Origin of the sequence: Sporosarcina sp. SG10008 (assembly GCF_044569405.1) — a bacterium.
In the GTDB taxonomy this organism is placed as follows: domain Bacteria; phylum Bacillota; class Bacilli; order Bacillales_A; family Planococcaceae; genus Sporosarcina; species Sporosarcina psychrophila.
Map to the genome: position 1 here is coordinate 4,040,893 of NZ_CP172607.1, position 19,108 is coordinate 4,060,000.

12 protein-coding genes, 2 rRNA genes, 2 pseudogenes and 1 other annotated feature (1 of these 17 cut by a window edge) are annotated in these 19,108 nt (G+C 44.3%); of the genes and pseudogenes, 3 read left to right on the plus strand and 13 right to left on the minus strand.

Annotation, left to right across the window (positions count from 1 at the left end):
* Positions 1-11: 11 nt before the first annotated feature.
* Complete coding sequence (locus tag ACGLYD_RS19065) at positions 12-1,382, plus strand: aspartate kinase (RefSeq protein ID WP_338654435.1); 1,371 nt, start codon at positions 12-14, stop codon at positions 1,380-1,382.
* A gap of 236 nt (positions 1,383-1,618) precedes the next feature.
* Here the strand turns inward: ACGLYD_RS19065 and ACGLYD_RS19070 are convergent, their stop codons facing one another.
* The 5 genes and pseudogenes from ACGLYD_RS19070 to ACGLYD_RS19090 form a co-directional block, all read right to left on the minus strand.
* A complete protein-coding gene (locus tag ACGLYD_RS19070; protein ID WP_399629911.1) occupies positions 1,619-2,299 on the minus strand; it encodes a hypothetical protein in 681 nt (226 codons plus the stop codon).
* A gap of 193 nt (positions 2,300-2,492) precedes the next feature.
* A pseudogene (locus ACGLYD_RS19075) lies at positions 2,493-3,056 on the minus strand (deoxynucleoside kinase).
* Between the two features lie 37 nt (positions 3,057-3,093).
* Positions 3,094-3,537: pseudogene (locus ACGLYD_RS19080) on the minus strand (deoxynucleoside kinase); the annotation flags it as partial.
* 1,750 nt (positions 3,538-5,287) lie between these two features.
* On the minus strand, positions 5,288-5,956 hold the full coding sequence (locus ACGLYD_RS19085; RefSeq protein ID WP_067213776.1) for a deoxynucleoside kinase: 669 nt from the start codon (positions 5,954-5,956) through the stop codon (positions 5,288-5,290).
* A complete protein-coding gene (locus ACGLYD_RS19090) occupies positions 5,943-6,590 on the minus strand; it encodes a deoxynucleoside kinase (protein ID WP_067213777.1) in 648 nt (215 codons plus the stop codon). The genes ACGLYD_RS19085 and ACGLYD_RS19090 overlap by 14 nt, the downstream gene beginning before the upstream one ends.
* A gap of 303 nt (positions 6,591-6,893) precedes the next feature.
* Between ACGLYD_RS19090 and tadA the strand changes: the two genes are divergently transcribed.
* Positions 6,894-7,406, plus strand: coding sequence for a tRNA adenosine(34) deaminase TadA (tadA, locus tag ACGLYD_RS19095; RefSeq protein WP_338654429.1), 513 nt, complete (start codon positions 6,894-6,896; stop codon positions 7,404-7,406).
* A 58-nt stretch (positions 7,407-7,464) separates the two neighbouring features.
* Here tadA and serS read toward each other — a convergent pair whose 3' ends face one another.
* From serS to pdxS, 3 genes are all read right to left on the minus strand, one after another.
* Complete coding sequence (gene serS, locus ACGLYD_RS19100; RefSeq protein ID WP_067213779.1) at positions 7,465-8,742, minus strand: serine--tRNA ligase; 1,278 nt, start codon at positions 8,740-8,742, stop codon at positions 7,465-7,467.
* A gap of 193 nt (positions 8,743-8,935) precedes the next feature.
* Positions 8,936-9,153: a binding site (T-box leader), on the minus strand.
* Between the two features lie 80 nt (positions 9,154-9,233).
* Positions 9,234-9,809: an NUDIX domain-containing protein gene (locus ACGLYD_RS19105; RefSeq protein ID WP_399629915.1), complete on the minus strand. Its 576-nt coding sequence runs from the start codon at positions 9,807-9,809 to the stop codon at positions 9,234-9,236.
* 68 nt (positions 9,810-9,877) lie between these two features.
* On the minus strand, positions 9,878-10,723 hold the full coding sequence (pdxS, locus tag ACGLYD_RS19110) for a pyridoxal 5'-phosphate synthase lyase subunit PdxS (protein ID WP_067213781.1): 846 nt from the start codon (positions 10,721-10,723) through the stop codon (positions 9,878-9,880).
* A 475-nt stretch (positions 10,724-11,198) separates the two neighbouring features.
* Here pdxS and ACGLYD_RS19115 point away from each other — a divergent pair, with 475 nt between their 5' ends.
* Positions 11,199-12,614, plus strand: coding sequence for a PLP-dependent aminotransferase family protein (locus ACGLYD_RS19115; protein ID WP_399629918.1), 1,416 nt, complete (start codon positions 11,199-11,201; stop codon positions 12,612-12,614).
* A 20-nt stretch (positions 12,615-12,634) separates the two neighbouring features.
* Here the strand turns inward: ACGLYD_RS19115 and ACGLYD_RS19120 are convergent, their stop codons facing one another.
* From ACGLYD_RS19120 to ACGLYD_RS19140, 5 genes are all read right to left on the minus strand, one after another.
* The gene (locus ACGLYD_RS19120; protein WP_067213782.1) at positions 12,635-13,981 is read right to left on the minus strand and encodes a serine hydrolase; all 1,347 of its coding nucleotides are present in this window, start codon (positions 13,979-13,981) and stop codon (positions 12,635-12,637) included.
* Between the two features lie 174 nt (positions 13,982-14,155).
* Positions 14,156-15,619, minus strand: coding sequence for an IMP dehydrogenase (guaB, locus tag ACGLYD_RS19125; protein WP_067213783.1), 1,464 nt, complete (start codon positions 15,617-15,619; stop codon positions 14,156-14,158).
* Positions 15,620-15,722: 103 nt separating this feature from the next.
* The gene (locus tag ACGLYD_RS19130; RefSeq protein WP_187046277.1) at positions 15,723-16,202 is read right to left on the minus strand and encodes a glutathione peroxidase; all 480 of its coding nucleotides are present in this window, start codon (positions 16,200-16,202) and stop codon (positions 15,723-15,725) included.
* A gap of 304 nt (positions 16,203-16,506) precedes the next feature.
* A 5S ribosomal RNA gene (gene rrf, locus ACGLYD_RS19135) occupies positions 16,507-16,622 on the minus strand.
* Positions 16,623-16,702: 80 nt separating this feature from the next.
* Positions 16,703-19,108 (minus strand): 23S ribosomal RNA (locus ACGLYD_RS19140); it runs 526 nt beyond the window's last position.

A 19,108-nucleotide genomic window follows, 5' to 3' on the forward strand; every position in this document is an offset into this window, starting at 1 on the left:
ATTTGATGATTGTGAAAGTTTGCAAATTTGGAGGTACTTCAGTAGCGTCTTCCGATCAAATAAAAAAAGTCGCTCAAATCGTAAAAACTGATCCCAGTCGTAAAATCATTGTTGTCTCAGCACCCGGCAAACGGTTTGGCTCAGATGAAAAAGTAACAGATCTACTAATCCAACTTGCTGAAAAAGCCCTTAGGGGGGAAGACACAGAAATTGAATTTAAGGAAGTAGTAGCCCGCTACCAACAGATCGCTGCAGGACTTGGTCTTTCAATGGAGATCGTATCCGTTATCGAAAATGATTTGCATGGACGTCTCGCTAACGATGTAAATGACGCCAATCTCTTCATGGATTGCTTGAAAGCATCTGGGGAAGACAACAACGCGAAGCTAATTGCTGCCTACTTCACACACATTGGAATGGATGCACACTATATGTGTCCAAAAGAGGCCGGTCTACTGGTCAATGAACGACCAGAACGGGTACGCGCACTCCCTGAAGGCGATGACCAGCTTGCACAATTACGCGACAAACCAGGTATTATCGTTTTCCCAGGCTTTTTTGGCTACACGACAGACGGAACACTTCGGACATTCAACAGAGGTGGATCGGACATCACAGGATCTCTACTTGCCGCAGCGACAGAAGCTGAGCTGTATGAAAATTTTACAGACGTTGACTCAGTCTTTGCAGCCAACCCGAATGTTGTCGACAATCCGGTCGGCATCGATAAAATGACTTACCGTGAAATGCGGGAACTAGCCTATGCAGGATTCTCCGTCTTTCACGACGAAGCGCTAATGCCCGCATTCCGTCGTTCCATTCCTGTGTGCATTAAAAACACCAATAATCCGGAGGCTCCGGGAACACTTATCGTCAATGAACGAAATTACTTTGCACAGCCGGTCATTGGTATTGCCGCTGATAGTGGATTTTCCACACTGTTTGTCGACAAATATTTAATGAACCAGGAAATTGGTTTCGGAAGAAAGTTATTGCAAATCCTAGAGGAAGAAGAAATTCCATTTGAGCACACGCCTTCCGGTATTGATAACTTGTCTGTCATCATCAGAAGTAAATTTCTCAATGCGGATAAAGAAGCACGGATTGTACGCCGAGCAAAAGAGGAATTGAACGCGGATCACGTCCATATGCATTCTAATTACTCCATGATCGTTCTTGTAGGCGAAGGAATGCGTCATTCTACTGGACTGGCTGCACGTGCCGCCTCAGCCATCGCACGCACTGGTGCTAGTATCCAAATGATCAACCAAGGTTCATCAGAAGTCAGCCTTGTCTTCGGCGTTCATAAAAAAGACGAAACAAAAATCTTAAAAGAACTGTACGCTGAATTTTTTCTGAAATCTGCGGTTCTTTCCAACTAATAAAAAATTCCATTGAATTCGCTACGTTGCTCGGGGATTCCTCCCACCATAAGCCAGATAAAGTATCCATTAACCTATATGGATTAACCTCTTGGAATTAACAATATTCTTCGTCGTTCGGTTGGCTACCCCCTGTTAAAGCGCCTGCGCTCCATGAGTTTATTTAGGTATCGAATTACTCAATATACATATAGATAAAACGGCACACCATCTCATTAGATGGTGTGCCATTTGTCTTAACATAGCGGCATAAACATACCTGGAAACTGCTTAACAATGCCACCCGCTATCAAATCCGACATTTCTAAAGCTTCCGCTTCGATTTTATCGAACACTTCAATATCAGCCTTATAGTTTTTCTGAAGCATATAAACTGCTTCCTGTTTGGTTAAAGCCAAATGCGTATAAAACATTTTTCTAAATTCTTCTTTGTTTAAATACGGATTGATGCTACTTAAAAGGTCGACGATATCGTCTGCATTCCTATACCATTGTTTCTCCGCTTCCGCCGCCTTGTTCGGATCCCCTTTTGCAGCTGCCGTTACTAATTCAGCAGCTAGCACTAAATGTTCTTTAATCAGTGCGGCGTATCTATCCGCTATATTATCGCCATAAAAGGGCCGTAAGCAATTCCCCAAATCCGTCGCATTTCTCAAAAGACGCTCTTGGACAGACGGTAAATCCGGCAAGCCGAATACGATGCCCATAATCGTCATCCTCGTCCAGTTGACATGCTCCATCCAGAGAAGCCGGTTCATGCTCATAAAGTCGGCTTTCGCCTTACTTATGCAACATCTGCCATATACATCAGTTTGGTTATTTAAGATATACCTGACGGGCGCCGTATAATGTGAATATGGCCCTTGATAACTCGGCCCGACAGGATAAGAGGGTAATCCGTTCGAATAAGGGTTCACTTCACAATCACTCCTTTAAGCCATAGTTTCATTCAAATAAACAGATAAGGAAATTGCTTAACAATCGTATCCGCAATCATTCTTAACTCCCAAGTCTCCCACAGGTGTAACCATTACATCCTATTCAAAATGGGTAAAACTTGTGAAATAAAAAATGCAGCCCATAATACCGGCTACATTCTTGTAGTTTAGTTCATTTCTTCAAAAGTGACGTTTGCTTCAGGGAATGCCCGATTTTATCGACAATCGTTTCCACTTCAATAGGATTATTAATAAGATCATAGTCATTAATATCGAAACGTAATACTGGGCACGTATTGAATGAATTAATCCAATTCTCATACCGCCCATGCATCTCTTCCCAGTAAGCAATTGGTGTCTCCTGTTCCATTATACGACCGCGCTCTTTCACACGCGAGATAATCCCGTCAAGCGGCCCCTCCAAGTAGGAAAGTAAATCCGGATGCGGGAAATACGGTGTCATAACCATCGCTTCAAACAGATTGGTATACGTATCATAGTCAACGAGATTCATCGTCCCTTTTTCCATATGCATTTTCGCAAAAATGCCTGTATCTTCATAAATCGAACGGTCTTGGATAAAACCGCCGCCATATTCGAAAATTCGTTTCTGTTCCTTGAAGCGCTCTGCCAGGAAGTAAATCTGTAAGTGGAGTGCATCCGCAAGCGCCTACGTCATCGTCGACTTGCCAACGCCAACTGTCCCCGCAATTGTAATAACAGCATTTTGCGGGATGCCGTATTTTTCGCGTTAGTTCGTTCAATCTTGCTCCTTTTCGTATCGTCGCGTCGACAGTATCTAAAATGAATTGCAGATCCTCTTCACTGTTGACGAAATCAAGATCATCTCCGTTGAACCGAAGAACAGGAATTTCAGGATGTGCCGATTCAAAATACGTGATGAACGTCTCGTAATCTTCCGCAAGTTGCTGCAAATAAACGGGATCCATGTTTTTTTCAAAATCACGCCCGCGCTGGGAAATACGCTTTACAAGCGTGTCCAAGCTTGCGTGAAGGTAGATAATGACGTTTGGGACAGGCATGTCCTTCGTCAAAATCTTATAAATTTCCTCGTACTTCATATACTCTTACGGACTTAATGTCCGTTTCGCGAAAATGAGGTTTTTAAAAATATGATAATCAGAAACAACCGGTTTTTGATCAATCAATATCTCGGTTTTCGTATCGCTAAGCTGTTTATATCGATTACAAAGAAAAACATTTTAAATAAGAAATGCCATTGAATACGCTACGACGCTCGGGGATGCCTCTTGGCATTAACTGTATTCTTCGTTTTTCGGTTGGCTCCCCCTGTTAAGGCGCCTGCACTTAATGAGTTTATATAGGTATCCAATTATTCAATATACATATAGATAAAACGGCACACCATCTAAATGAGATGATGTGCCGTTTGTCTTAAATTAGTGGCGTAAACATACCCGGAAACTGCTTCTATGTGAGATGGGTGTTTATAGTTCTACTTTCAATCACATGGGTTGATTAACCAAAAAATACCAGTGAATAACTGAATCAAACACTAGGCACTTCTTGTACAGTATCTTTGGATTGAACGACCTCTATACGATTACCGAGATGTTTTGATGTATAGGAATGCGACAGGTAACTATTCATAACGGGATTACTAAAAAGGGTGTGGCTGGTTTGCCAAAAGCTGACCGGAAATGATCCCGTGAAAACAGAGTTTTTCAAGCCTTTCTTACCTGTTTTTTATGCGAGAAAATGGTTAATCAACAGTTGTGACTATCAATCTGATTCTCCATCAATCGACGGATTTTTATGTATGATTATTTCTCCATTCTCTATGATAAGTTGAGTTAAAGAATCCCATTGAATCTGCCATGGCACTCAATAATAAACGAGGTGTAATTCGGGGTGTGAATTGTAGAACGCTTGGCGCTTTGGCGAACCCTTTGCCACGCCTGCGCTAGGGTATTCAATATCGAGAGAAATGCGATTTTGAGATGTATATGGCGAGAATGTAAGGTGATTACTATTTGATATAAATTTAATTCGAGAAATTTGCAATACAGATTGCGGGTCTAATCCCTGATTATGAAATGCGCTTTCTCACATAGACTATCAAGCGCAGGCGCGTCTTCGTGGTAGCCGGAGCGATAAGACTGAAAGCGGTCTCCTTTCTGGCTTATCGCGGGAGGCATCCACAAAGCGTCGAAGCGGTATTAGTGGGAATCCTAATTCATTCCAAGTACTAGGGCTTTTTCCGTATTTCCCACGAATTAACCGCTTTTCTATCGCAACAATTTTAATGACTCGCGAAAAAAGAAATTTCCCCTACACACCATCAGCATTAGACAAATTAAGCTGTCGAAGGAAATGGATAAGATGAAATTCCTTCCGAAATAAATGGGTATCTCTCGTTATTTATCGGAATTTTTAGTTTTAATTAACCCTGAAGTTCCTGTACAGTTAAGAAAAGAAGCTGTCTGGGGGGAATGGGAATGCCGTACAAAGTGATAGCCATAGTGTGTTCAATAGTCGCCATTGCATGTTCAGTTTTGGTTTTAGCCAGCGCCCACTTTATTGATGATTGGGCTGAGGAGGAACTCAGCTTTAGCCATGAAGTATCCGCGGCCAGCACAGCAGATCGAGTGGACAGAGTAAGCGACTATCTTGTAAGGTGGCAGTCGAATATGACGAGTAAAGGTTTCACGGACGAGCAAGTGGAAGAAGGGAAGAAGGTTGTCGCGAAGCACCTGGCTGACATCAAGTTGACATCCAAGACAGACGATTAGGTTTAGAGAAAAGAACAGTTCTCTTTTACCACATCGTGTAAAGGCCTGTTTGTTGTTTTTGTCGGCTTAAAGATCAAACTGGCCAGTTAGTTGAACAAATAGGGACCTGTCCGCTAATGCGAATTGGCCCCTGTTTTGCCCTGCTAATTTTTTGTCCTCAAAAAGAGTATCCGTTATATTTTTGGGGATGATTTCATTTTTTCAAAAGTGACGTTTGCTTCAGGGAATGTCCTATTTTCTCAACAATCGTTTCCACTTCTCGCGGATTAGTAAGAAGATCATAATCATTGATATCTAGACGTAATACCGGGCATGCATTGAACGAATTGATCCAATTCTCATAGCGTCCGTGCATCTCTTCCCAGTATGAAACCGGTGTCTCCTGTTCCATCACGCGACCGCGTTCTTTGACACGTGAAATGATGCCGTCAAGCGGTCCTTCCAAATAAACCAGCAAATCCGGATGCGGAAAATAGGGTGTCATAACCATTGCTTCAAACAGATTCGTATACGTATCATAATCAACCGGGTTCATCGTCCCTTTTTCCATATGCATTTTTGCAAAAATACCTGTATCTTCATAAATCGAACGGTCTTGGATAAATCCGCCGCCATATTCAAATATACGTTTCTGCTCCTTGAATCGCTCTGCCAAGAAGTAAATTTGTAAATGGAAGCTCCACTTTTCAAAGTCATTGTAAAAAAGATCGAGGTAGGGATTCTGATCGACATTTTCAAATGATGTCCTGAAATTCAGTGCATCCGCAAGTGCCTGCGTCATCGTTGACTTGCCGACCCCCACCGTCCCTGCAATTGTAATGACAGCATTTTGAGGGATGCCGTATTTTTCACGTAAGTTCATTCAATGTAACTCCTTTTCGTATCGTCGCATCGACAGTATCTAAAATGAATTGCAGATCCTCTTCGCTGTTAACGAAATCTAGATCATCTCCGTTGAACCGAAGAACAGGAATTTCAGGATGTGCCGATTCAAAATACGTGATGAACGTCTCGTAATCTTCCGCAAGTTGCTGCAAATAAGCGGGATCCATGTTTTTCTCAAATGCACGCCCACGCTGTGAAATACGCTTCATAAGTGTGTCTAGGCTCGCGTGTAGGTAAACAATTATATTCGGAACAAGCATGTCCTTCGTCAAAATCTTATAGATTTCCTCGTACTTCACATATTCTGTTGGATCTAATGTACGTTTTGCAAAAATGAGGTTTTTAAAAATATGATAATCAGCAACAACCGGTTTTTGTTCACTCAATATCTCGGTTTTAATATCGCTAAGCTGTTTATATCGATTGCAAAGAAAAAACATTTCGGTTTGGAAACTCCATTCCTCGATGTTGTCATAAAATTTATTTAAAAATGGATTTTCATCCACAATCTCTTTTAGCTGATGGAATTGCTGTGTGTCCGCGATTGCCTTGGAAAGTGACGTTTTTCCAACTCCAATCGGACCTTCGACCGTTATGAACGGAACAGACATCAGAAATCCTCCTTCACGTCGTCATAATATATAGTACTCTTTATTTTATCACACGGTTGAAATGAAAAATAGAGTGTAGCAAATGTTTCACACTCTTCAACATTCAGACTTTTTCCACGTGGAACAATTTTAAGGAACGGTGAAGCAGTGCCCTATATCCGGGATGGATGCAGCTTAATCCTTCCTAGCCGTACCGACTTCTGACCCCGCAACTGGACGCTGTAGTTAGACAACACCTCGATTAAGAAAACATCCTTCATTCACCACTAGATAATGCTACACTATCACCAAGGAGTGATGACTTTGGATACTTTTAATAAAGACCGGCTATATATGCAGATGGCAATTGACGAAGCGATGAAAGCACAGGCTCTTGGCGAAGTACCGATTGGCGCAATCATCGTTCATGAGGATAAAGTAATTGCACGGGCACATAATTTGCGAGAAACCACCCAAAACGCAGTTACCCATGCAGAGTTGTCGGCAATTCAAGATGCATGTCAAGAAATTGGCAGCTGGCGCCTTGAAGATACAACTCTATATGTGACACTAGAGCCATGTCCAATGTGCGCAGGTGCTATTTTACAGTCTAGAATCCCACGTGTTGTCTACGGTGCTCGTGATCCAAAAGGCGGTTGCGTCGACTCACTCTATCGCTTATTGAACGATCCACGATTTAATCATGAATGTGATGTGGTTGAAGGCGTGTCGGCGGATGAATGCGGGGAGATGCTTACGGCATTTTTCAGGGCCATTCGTGAACGGAAAAAGAGTGACCAAAAGCGTAAGCGCCTTGATCAAGAGCTTGAATCCTAGACAGGAGAAAAAAGAAAACGTGCAGGACGTCGAATGACGCCTTGCACGTTTTCTTTTTTTAAAGGGTAATAACTTCTTTTCCACCCATATACGGACGAAGAACCTCAGGAATAACGACAGAACCATCTTCCTGCTGATAATTTTCAAGGATTGCCGCCACAGTACGGCCAATTGCTAGCCCGCTGCCATTCAATGTGTGAACGTATTCCGGTTTCGCACCCGCTTCTCGGCGGAAACGAATATTTGCACGACGCGCCTGGAAATCTTCAAAGTTTGAACAAGAAGAGATCTCGCGGTACAGGTTTTGTGTTGGAATCCACACTTCTAAATCATATTTCTTCGCAGCTGTGAATCCTAAATCTGCTGTACACATTTTTAGCGCACGGTATGGCAATTTCAATAACTGCAATACCTTTTCAGCGTGACCTGTCAATTTTTCGAGTTCATCATAAGAATCTTCCGGCTTCACGAAACGAACAAGCTCAACTTTATTGAACTGGTGCTGACGGATTAGACCGCGCGTATCACGGCCAGCAGATCCCGCCTCTGAACGGAAGTTCGTGCTATACGCCGCAAATGCCACCGGTAATTGTGCAACATTCAAGATTTCGTCGCGGTGGAAGTTCGTTACAGGCACTTCAGATGTCGGAATAAGGAAGTAATCCTCTTCGTTGATTAAAAATGCATCTTCCTCAAACTTCGGCAACTGTCCTGTACCCGTTAAGCTTGTGCGATTCACCAAATACGGCGGCAACATTTCTTCGTAGCCGTGCTCTTCAATATGAAGGTCAAGCATGAAGTTAATCAATGCGCGCTCAAGACGAGCTCCCAGTCCTCGGTAAAAAACAAAACGGCTTCCCGTCACTTTTGCAGCACGTTCAAAATCAAGGAGATTTAAATCCGTTCCCACTTCCCAGTGTGGCTTTGGCTCAAATCCAAATTCAGGCTTCTCTCCCCACACGCGAATTTCGACATTGTCGTCTTCGCTATCGCCAACAGGAACACTGTCATGCGGGATATTAGGGATACGCATCATAATATAATTCAATTCTTCCTCAACTGTGTGCAGTTCTTCGTCAAGTTTTTTGATGTCTTCCCCAACTTGACGCGTACGTGCAATAACGTCATCTGCATTTTCTTTATTACGCTTCATTTCAGCGACCTTTTGAGATACTTCGTTACGTTCCGCTTTCAAGGTTTCAACTTTTGCAATCAATTCTCTACGCTTATCATCAAGTGCTTGGAATTTATCGAGCTGAGAAATATCCTCTCCGCGTTTAGATAGCTTCTCTTTCACTTCATCAAAATTTGCACGGACTTTTTTAATATCTAGCATGAATAATTCCTCCTTAATTTTTAGACGATAATGGAAAGTGGACAACAAAGAAAAGCGTAAGGTGTCACTTAGCTCCGACAAGCGCTGAAAGGCTTGCTAACAAAGGTACTTTTTGCCTTTATCAGTAAGACGGAAGTGACTCGAGGGGCTGACACCTGAAGCTGGACAACAAAAAAAGCCCTCGATTCCCTATAAAAGGGACGAGAACTACCCGCGTTGCCACCCAAATTGACCGGACAACCAAGTCCAACCCACTCCATTGAAATAACGGCTCAACTGCCGGCTCAGGCCTACTAAACGTTTCAGCCCGGCTACTCAGGGACGGATTCACAAGTGTTTTTACCGGCTCACACCACCCGCCGGCTCTCTTCAAAAAACGTGCTTGTTACTGCTTCCCATCATCGTCTCATGTTTGAAATTACCCTTACTTTACTACAAGCTGGTTTTTTTGGCAAGTCACTCAAAGAAAAAATGTATCCGCTTTCTTAAGATTACTCTTTAAAGATATGTGCAACTTGTTCAAAATAATTTCTTTCGTGTGGAACAAAGTCGCTGAGACCAATTTCCGCCAATGTTCCCTCGAAAATATTGATGCATTTAACTGTCATTACTTCATTAACGAAAAGGTCAATTAGTGCTTGTCGCTCCACGACATGGACACTTTCTACTTCCTCTTGTTGCAATGAAAATTCGCTTGCTGCAAAAGTTGAGTCATATAAGAAGACATTCGAAAACTCACGATCAATAAAGGTGGGCAATTTGATAATGTTCTGCACAACACCTTTCGAATGCAGCTTCGTAATATCGACTTCTATGCCTAATTCCTCTTCCACCTCACGAATGCCATCTGCCACAGTTTCTGTTGAGAGAATATGCCCTGCAGCGGTAATATCAAACAATCCCGGAAAGTCTTTTTTAATAGCGCTTCTTTTTTGAATATAGACAAACTGATCATCGACTAGCCAGCAATGGAAGGTTTCATGCCACAGTCCCTCACAGTGGACCTTGGCTCTATTTTCATTTCTCAAATAGGTATAGTTTTCATCGAAGACCTTTAATTGTTCCATTCTTATCACCCCTATAATTAAGTATACAAAAAAGCGAGGGATTTCTCCCCCACTTTTTTCTTAATTAATTACCAACCGCGTTCTGACATACGCTCTTCCACTTGAAGGGTTCCGATTTCTAACCCTTTCATCGGTTCACCAATGTCTTTAGACAGTTCACCAATCAGTTTATAGTCTTTGAAGTTTTCTGTTGCTTTAACAATTGCACGTGCAAATTTCTCAGGATTTTCGGATTTGAAAATACCTGAACCTACGAATACGCCATCTGCGCCAAGTTCCATCATAAGTGCGGCATCTGCAGGTGTCGCCACGCCGCCCGCTGCATAGTTTGTCACAGGTAGACGTCCGTGTTTTTTGATGGCAAGAAGGATTTCATAAGGTGCACCAAGATTGCGCGCTTCCGTCATTACTTCGTCGTCATTCATATGAACAAGTCTACTCACTTGGGCATTCACCATACGAAGGTGACGTACCGCTTCGACAATATTCCCCGTTCCCGGTTCGCCTTTTGTACGAAGCATTTTAGCCCCTTCACCAAGACGACGCGCTGCTTCTCCAAGATCACGAGCTCCACAAACGAACGGCACACTGTATGCGCTCTTCAGTAAATGGAATTCCTCATCCGCAGGAGTAAGTACTTCACTTTCATCGATATAATCAACACCAAGTGCCTCAAGTACGCGGGCTTCGGAAATATGACCGATACGTGCTTTCGCCATCACCGGAATTGAAACAGCACCTTGTACGTCCGTAATGATTCGTGGATCCGCCATGCGTGCAACACCGCCCGCTTTTCTTATATCAGAAGGGACGCGCTCAAGTGCCATTACTGCAATTGCCCCTGCCGCCTCCGCTATTTTTGCCTGCTCCGCATTAATGACGTCCATGATGACGCCTCCGTATTTAAAATTCATGTTACCTTCCCCCTTTTTTTATTGTCTAGAGTCCAGCGCCTAGAGGCTCGGAGGCCCACAGGATGTGGGTCACACAGACATTGCCGCAGGAAGCGGCGAATTTAGGCTGTGATCATTGAAAGCCGTGCCGACTATACGGCAAAGAACGCCGCTTGGGCCTGCCGGATGCAGGTCATGCAGTCGTTGCGACACGACGTCGCGAACTTAGACTGCCTTCCTATATACCCGTCTTATGCCTGTCGCCTCTGAACAGGCGCTTCCCTCTTTTCTTATTGTCTAGAGTCCAGCGCCTAGAGGCTCGGGTCATAAGCCGTGCCGACTATACGGCAAAGTGCGCCGTTCCGTCAGCCCGTCTTATGCCTGTTGCCTCTGAACAGGCGCTTCCCTCTTTTCTTATTGTTCAGTATAATAGAATATGACCTTATTGAAACATCCAGTTCCAAACAAGTTGAAGGGGTCAGATGGAGTGGTTGCTGTGGAGATGCTATTAATCAAATTGGAAAAAAGTACAGATACGCCGCTATATGAACAAATGTACAACCAAATACGACGGGATATTACAGATGGGAAATTGCCAGTTGGCATGAAACTTCCATCTAAACGAAAACTTGGTGACTTTCTTGATGTCAGTCAGACGACGGTTGAACTTGCCTATGCACAGCTTGCAGCAGAGGGGTTTATTTCATCGAAACCTCGAAAAGGTTTTTATGTGCAGGCAATTGAAGAACTAGCTTACGCCCAACCGATGCAGCTGTCCGTAAAAAGGCCGGTTGAAAAAATTGAAGATATAACCTTCGACTTTTCACCCGGTAAAATCGATACAGAATCATTTCCTTTTACACAATGGCGAAAGTACGCAAAAGATGTGATGGACGAGTCTTCCAAGGATCTCCTGCTTCTCGGGCACCCTCACGGTGATTGGGAACTTCGTCAAGAAATTGCACGCTATTTATATCACTCCCGCGGCGTTGACTGTACGCCGGAGCAAGTCATCATTGGTTCAGGTACAGAACAACTTATGCCGCTTGTCATCCGCATTCTAGGAACGGCAGCGACATATGCAATCGAAGATCCCGGCTACCCGCTTACTCATCACGTTTTTTTCCACAACAACCGGGAAGCAATTCCGATTGCAGTCGATGAAGAAGGGATGGATGTAAGCTCTCTACAACACTCAGGTGCGACTGTTGCCTATGTGACTCCCTCTCATCAATTCCCTACCGGCATCGTCCTCTCAGCAGCGCGTAGGACTGCTTTATTGAACTGGGCATCATCAGGTGACGAACATTTTATCATCGAAGACGATTATGACAGCGAATTCCGATATACTGGAAGGCCAATCCCTTCCTTGCAAGGTATGGATAAAGGCGGCAACGTCATATATTTAAGTACATTTTCAAAATCTCTGATGCCATCGCTACGGATTGCTTATATGGTGCTTCCCCTTATGTTACTAAGTCGTTATGAAAAAGCATTCATTCATTATTCAGCAACAGTACCAAGGCTCGACCAGCACATCCTGGCCCGCTTCATGGCTGACGGTCACTTTTCACGCCATTTAAATAGGATGCGGAAAATATATAAACGTAAACTTCAAGTTCTCACAGAGGCCCTGTCATCCTACGCTCCGCATGTTTCATTTTCAGGCGATGAAGCAGGCATGCACATTATTCTTACCGTCCACACTGAAACAAATGAAAGATCCCTAGCAATAGCAGCAAAGAAGGCAAGCATCCGCGTATACGGCTTAAACGGTTACAGAACAGCTCCCAAAGAAGGTGAACCATCCTTCCTTCTCGGCTTCGGCGGCCTTTCTACAGAGGCCATTAAACAAGCAATCGAGGATCTCATGTATGCATGGTCCATTGAAAAAGGCGAAGAATCCATTTAAGGATTCCTCGCCTTGATGTTTTATTTAAACAAACCTTTTACAAATCCTGTTGCACTACTCCAAATGCTTGCGAAAAAGTCACCGATTGCACTCATTGTAAGCGAGAACCAGCCAGCCTTCTCAACTGCATCCTTCGTAACAACATCAGCTCCCGGATTAGTTGAATCAATGAAGCCATAATCCGTTCCTTCTGTTTTCACGAGATTGACATGACCGACAACTGTACCTTTTTTAATAGGTGCCTGAAGTGCATTGTCCTTCATTTTTGATTCATCAATCACAAGTTCAGGTACATAGAGATCCTTTTCACTCGTTTTCACCATCATACGGATCGGTTCCTTTACCTCTACAGCGACAGTTTTCGCTTTCCCTTTGACAACGTCGAGCGTTTTAGAATCTTTGAACTGATAACCAGCCGGAACAAATTCAACTTCTGAGAATTGACCGAAACCGTAGTCGAACAAAGCACGCGTCGCATCAAATCGTGCTTTGTACGAGCCTACACCTTTCGCATCAACCGCTTTCATAACAACTGCAATGACCCGTTTACCATCGCGTGTTGCCGTCCCGGTGAAGTTGTGTCCTGCAAAGTCAGTCGTACCTGTCTTGAGACCGTCAACGCCTTCGTATTCATAAACAAACCCTGGAAGCATGAAATTCCAGTTGTCCATTTTGATAGCATCAGAAGTACCTTCACGGAATATTTTTGTTTTGACTTTCGTCGTTTCCAAAACTTCCGGATAATCATGTAACAAATGGTAAGCTAGTTTTGCGACAGATTTTGCAGGCATGACGTTTTCGTCTTCTGCACCTGTCCCTTGTGGATGCATTCCTTGAAGGTCACTATTATTCAAACCCGTGGAATTGACAAATTTATAATCTTTCAAGCCAAGCTCTTCTGCTTTCGCATTCATCAGCTTCAAAAATTCAGTTTCTGTTCCTGCAATTGTTTCTGCAACGGCTATCGTCGCCCCATTTGCAGAATAGATGGCTACTGCTTCATACAATTCACGAATCGTGTATGTACCATCTCTCCGCAGTGGAACATTACTAAGCCGACGGTCTTGTGAAACCGCATATGTATAATCGTTCACTTTATATTCCTGATCCCAGCTTATTTTACCTTCTTCGATTGCCTCGAAAAGGATATATTCAGTCATCATTTTCGTCATACTTGCAATACCTAGTGGCGTATCTGCATTTTCTTCATATAATATTTTTCCACTTTCCGCGTCAATTAATATTGCACCATCTACATGGAGTCCTAGTGCTGAGTCGGCGTAAACTGGAACCGTCCCGAGTGTCATTATTAGTAGTAGCGGCACTAACAAAAATGCCACCCATCGTCTCATTTCTCGCTTCACCATAATACCTCCATCATTGCTATTTCCCTAAGTCATTTTATCATATTTCGGCTACTCTTTGGGTATTAAACCAAAAAAGCACCTTTCTGCTCATATGGAGACGCAGGAAAGGTGCTGAAGTTCCTTCATTCCGACCTAAAACTCAAAAAACATTAGTTCCTGGGTTAAAGCCTTTTATCAAAGTGAATAGTTCGGAGCTTCTTTTGTAATTTGTACTTGGTGTGGATGACTTTCACGTAATCCTGCACCCGTCATACGAATGAACTGTGCTTTTTCACGCAGATCTTGCAGATCTTTAGTACCACAATAGCCCATTCCTGCACGAACACCACCGATTAGCTGATGAATCGTATCAGACAAGGGACCTTTGTAAGGCATACGCCCTTCGATTCCTTCGGGTACAAGTTTTTTTGCATCGTCTTGGAAGTAACGATCTTTAGAACCCTGCTCCATTGCAGCAATCGATCCCATACCACGATAGACTTTGAAACGGCGTCCTTGGAAAATTTCAGTTTCCCCTGGACTTTCCGTCGTTCCTGCGAGAAGACTTCCAAGCATGACAACATGTCCACCAGCAGCAAGTGCTTTGACGATATCACCAGAATATTTAATGCCACCATCAGCAATAATCGTTTTGCCTAACTTACGTGCTTCTGAAGCACATTCGTAGATAGCTGTAATTTGCGGAACACCAACACCAGCAACGACACGCGTTGTACAAATTGAACCAGGGCCAATTCCAACTTTGACAACGTCAGCGCCCGCTTCAAAGAGCGCACGTGTAGCTTCTGCAGTGGCAATATTACCCGCAATAATTTCAAGTTCTGGGAACCGCTGTCTGATCTGAGCAACTACGTCTAGAACACCTTTAGAATGCCCATGTGCCGTGTCAATAACGATAACATCGACTTCCGCTTTCACAAGCTTCTCTACACGTACCATCGTATCAGTAGTAACACCAACAGCAGCACCAACAAGTAGTCGACCTTGTTTATCTTTCGCTGCATTTGGGAACTCGATTACTTTCTCAATATCCTTGATTGTGATCAAACCTTTAAGGATTCCATTTTCATCGACAATTGGAAGCTTCTCGATTTTATACTTTTGCAAGATTTTCTCTGCATCTTCCAATGTTGTGCCTACAGGTGCTGTCACAAGGTTTTCTTTGGTCATAACATCATCGATAACAAGTGAGTAATCTTGAATGAAACGAAGATCACGGTTCGTCAGGATACCGACAAGTTTTAGTTCTTCATTATTATTCACAATTGGAACACCAGAAATGCGGTATTTACTCATCAAATGCTCAGCGTCAAAAACCTGATGTTCAGGTGACAGGAAGAATGGATTAGTAATTACGCCATTTTCAGAGCGTTTTACCGTAACAACTTGTTCAGCCTGTTCTTCAATACTCATGTTTTTATGGATGACACCAAGGCCACCTTGACGTGCCATGGAAATTGCCATCTTCGACTCAGTAACTGTATCCATTCCTGCACTGATAACCGGAATGTTTAATTTTATCTTACTCGTCAGATTGACAGAGAGCGACACATCTTTAGGTAATACTTCAGAAGGTCCCGGTACAAGCAACACATCATCGAAAGTAAGCCCTTCACGCGTAAATTTTGATTCCCACATTTCAATATACCCCCTATTAGTTTCAATTGAATATTATTAAAAGGTTATCAGCGGCTACAATACCTGTCAAGTCAGTGATAACAAGTAAAAGTATTCCTATTATTCACTGAATAATATCGTTAATGGCATTACTCATTTTAAGTGGTGATGTTTGGGGTGCGAAGCGTTCTACAACATTCCCCTCACGGTCAATCAAAAACTTCGTAAAGTTCCACTTGATGCCCTCTGTAAGCATCCCTTTCTTTTGGGAAGTAAGATATGTGAAAAGTGGTTCGGCTTGGCCGCCCTTGACATCGACTTTTGCAAACATCGGAAAAGTTACGCCGAAATTGATTTCACAAAACTCCATTGTCTTTTCAATGTCATCGAATTCCTGGTTATTGAAATTATCCGATGGAAAACCAAGTACGACAAGACCTTGCTCTTTATGTTCTTCATATAGTTCCTGCAATTCTTTGAACTGGCTAGTAAAGCCACACTTACTTGCTGTATTTACGATAATCAAAGGCTTTCCTTTATAGTCTTCCATTGATTGAATTTCACCGTTTATTTTTTTGACTGAGAATTCATAGACTGTACTCATAGGATTAGCTCCTTTAACTTTAGTTGTCTACAAACAATAGGCTTTATCAAAGATAATTACAAGGATTCGGGATTGAAAGATGGCGTGTGTTGTTTCAGTTTGACCAGTCATAACGCATCACAGGCCTATTATATAATCGAATTAATTACAGCTAGATTCATTTTTAAATGATAGACATACGTTTCTCTTTTTAATTTCTAATTTCCACTTCATACTCCTACTTATCGCCAAACACGATCTCAAATTGTCATTAAAAATAAACACAAAAAAAGCCACTACCTATAAGGTAATGACCTTTCAATGAGACCGGCGACGTCCTACTCTCGCAGGGGGAAACCCCCAACTACCATCGGCGCTGAAGAGCTTAACTTCCGTGTTCGGGATGGGAACGGGTGTGACCTCTTCGCAATCGTCACCAGACTCTTTGAGCTTGTTCGCTCAAAACTGAATAAAACAGACATTGTGCTACACGAATCAGGGTAATCAAGCCCTTTTCAAAATTGGTTAAGTCCTCGATCGATTAGTATCCGTCAGCTCCACACGTCGCCGTGCTTCCACCCCAGACCTATCAACCTCATCTTCTTTGAGGGATCTTACTTACTTGCGTAATGGGAAATCTCATCTCGAGGGGGGCTTCATGCTTAGATGCTTTCAGCATTTATCCCGTCCATACATAGCTACCCAGCGATGCCTTTGGCAAGACAACTGGTACACCAGAGGTATGTCCATCCCGGTCCTCTCGTACTAAGGACAGCTCCTCTCAAATTTCCTGCGCCCGCGACGGATAGGGACCGAACTGTCTCACGACGTTCTGAACCCAGCTCGCGTACCGCTTTAATGGGCGAACAGCCCAACCCTTGGGACCGACTACAGCCCCAGGATGCGATGAGCCGACATCGAGGTGCCAAACCTCCCCGTCGATGTGGACTCTTGGGGGAGATAAGCCTGTTATCCCCGGGGTAGCTTTTATCCGTTGAGCGATGGCCCTTCCATGCGGAACCACCGGATCACTAAGCCCGTCTTTCGACCCTGCTCGACTTGTAGGTCTCGCAGTCAAGCTCCCTTATGCCTTTGCACTCTACGAATGATGTCCAACCATTCTGAGGGAACCTTTGGGCGCCTCCGTTACTCTTTAGGAGGCGACCGCCCCAGTCAAACTGCCCGCCTGACACTGTCTCCTGCCCCGATAAGGGGCATGGGTTAGAAGTCCAATACAGCCAGGGTAGTATCCCACCAACGCCTCATCCGAAGCTAGCGCTCCGGAATCCAAGGCTCCTACCTATCCTGTACAGGCTGCACCGGAATTCAATATCAGGTTACAGTAAAGCTCCACGGGGTCTTTCCGTCCTGTCGCGGGTAACCTGCATCTTCACAGGTATTATAATTTCACCGAGTCTCTCGTTGAGACAGTGCCCAGATCGTTACGCCTTTCGTGCGGGTCGGAACTTACCCGACAAGGAATTTCGCTACCTTAGGACCGTTATAGTTACGGCCGCCGTTTACTGGGGCTTCAATTCGAAGCTTCGCTTGCGCTGACCTCTCCTCTTAACCTTCCAGCACCGGGCAGGCGTCAGCCCCTATACTTCACCTTGCGGTTTTGCAGAGACCTGTGTTTTTGCTAAACAGTCGCCTGGGCCTATTCACTGCGGCTCTCTCGGGCTTTAACACCCTACCAGAGCACCCCTTCTCCCGAAGTTACGGGGTCATTTTGCCGAGTTCCTTAACGAGAGTTCTCTCGATCACCTTAGGATTCTCTCCTCGCCTACCTGTGTCGGTTTGCGGTACAGGCACCTCCCGCCTCGCTAGAGGCTTTTCTTGGCAGCGTGAAATCAGGGACTCAGGGATAAATCCCCTTGCTGTAACAGCTCAATGTTATAGGAACGGGATTTGCCTCATTCCACACCTCACTGCTTAGACGCGCATAACCAACAGCGCGCTCACCCTATCCTACTGCGTCACCCCATTGCTCAAACGGCGGGGAGGTGGTACAGGAATATCAACCTGTTGTCCATCGTCTACGCCTTTCGGCCTCAACTTAGGTCCTGACTAACCCTGAGCGGACGAGCCTTCCTCAGGAAACCTTGGGCATTCGGTGGAAGGGATTCTCACCCTTCTTTCGCTACTCATACCGGCATTCTCACTTCCAAGCGCTCCACCAGTCCTTACGGTCTAGCTTCGACGCCCTTGGAACGCTCTCCTACCACTGACATCTAAGATGTCAATCCACAGTTTCGGTGATTCGTTTAGCCCCGGTACATTTTCGGCGCAGCGCCACTCGACCAGTGAGCTATTACGCACTCTTTAAATGATGGCTGCTTCTAAGCCAACATCCTGGTTGTCTGGGCAACGCCACATCCTTTTCCACTTAACGAATACTTGGGGACCTTAACTGGTGGTCTGGGCTGTTTCCCTCTCGACTACGGATCTTATCACCCGCAGTCTGACTCCCAAACATAAATCATCGGCATTCGGAGTTTGTCTGAATTCGGTAACCCGGGATGGGCCCCTAGTCCAAACAGTGCTCTACCTCCGAGATTCTTAAGTTTGAGGCTAGCCCTAAAGCTATTTCGGAGAGAACCAGCTATCTCCAGGTTCGATTGGAATTTCACCGCTACCCACACCTCATCCCCGCACTTTTCAACGTACGTGGGTTCGGGCCTCCAGTAAGTGTTACCTTACCTTCACCCTGGACATGGGTAGATCACCTGGTTTCGGGTCTACGACCCCATACTCTATCGCCCTATTCAGACTCGCTTTCGCTGCGGCTCCGCATTCACTGCTTAACCTTGCATGGAATCGTAACTCGCCGGTTCATTCTACAAAAGGCACGCCATCACCCATTAACGGGCTCTGACAACTTGTAGGCACATGGTTTCAGGATCTATTTCACTCCCCTTCCGGGGTGC

Excerpts from the sequence above, each read along its gene's own strand:
- ACGLYD_RS19120 (WP_067213782.1), bottom strand. The coding sequence starts at position 13,981 with ATGGTGAAGCGAGAAATGAGACGATGGGTGGCATTTTTGTTAGTGCCG.
- serS (WP_067213779.1), bottom strand. The coding sequence starts at position 8,742 with ATGCTAGATATTAAAAAAGTCCGTGCAAATTTTGATGAAGTGAAAGAG.
- ACGLYD_RS19090 (WP_067213777.1), bottom strand. The coding sequence starts at position 6,590 with ATGTCTGTTCCGTTCATAACGGTCGAAGGTCCGATTGGAGTTGGAAAA.
- guaB (WP_067213783.1), bottom strand. The coding sequence starts at position 15,619 with ATGTGGGAATCAAAATTTACGCGTGAAGGGCTTACTTTCGATGATGTG.
- ACGLYD_RS19130 (WP_187046277.1), bottom strand. The coding sequence starts at position 16,202 with ATGAGTACAGTCTATGAATTCTCAGTCAAAAAAATAAACGGTGAAATT.
- pdxS (WP_067213781.1), bottom strand. The coding sequence starts at position 10,723 with ATGAATTTTAAATACGGAGGCGTCATCATGGACGTCATTAATGCGGAG.
- ACGLYD_RS19105 (WP_399629915.1), bottom strand. The coding sequence starts at position 9,809 with ATGGAACAATTAAAGGTCTTCGATGAAAACTATACCTATTTGAGAAAT.
- ACGLYD_RS19085 (WP_067213776.1), bottom strand. The coding sequence starts at position 5,956 with ATGAACTTACGTGAAAAATACGGCATCCCTCAAAATGCTGTCATTACA.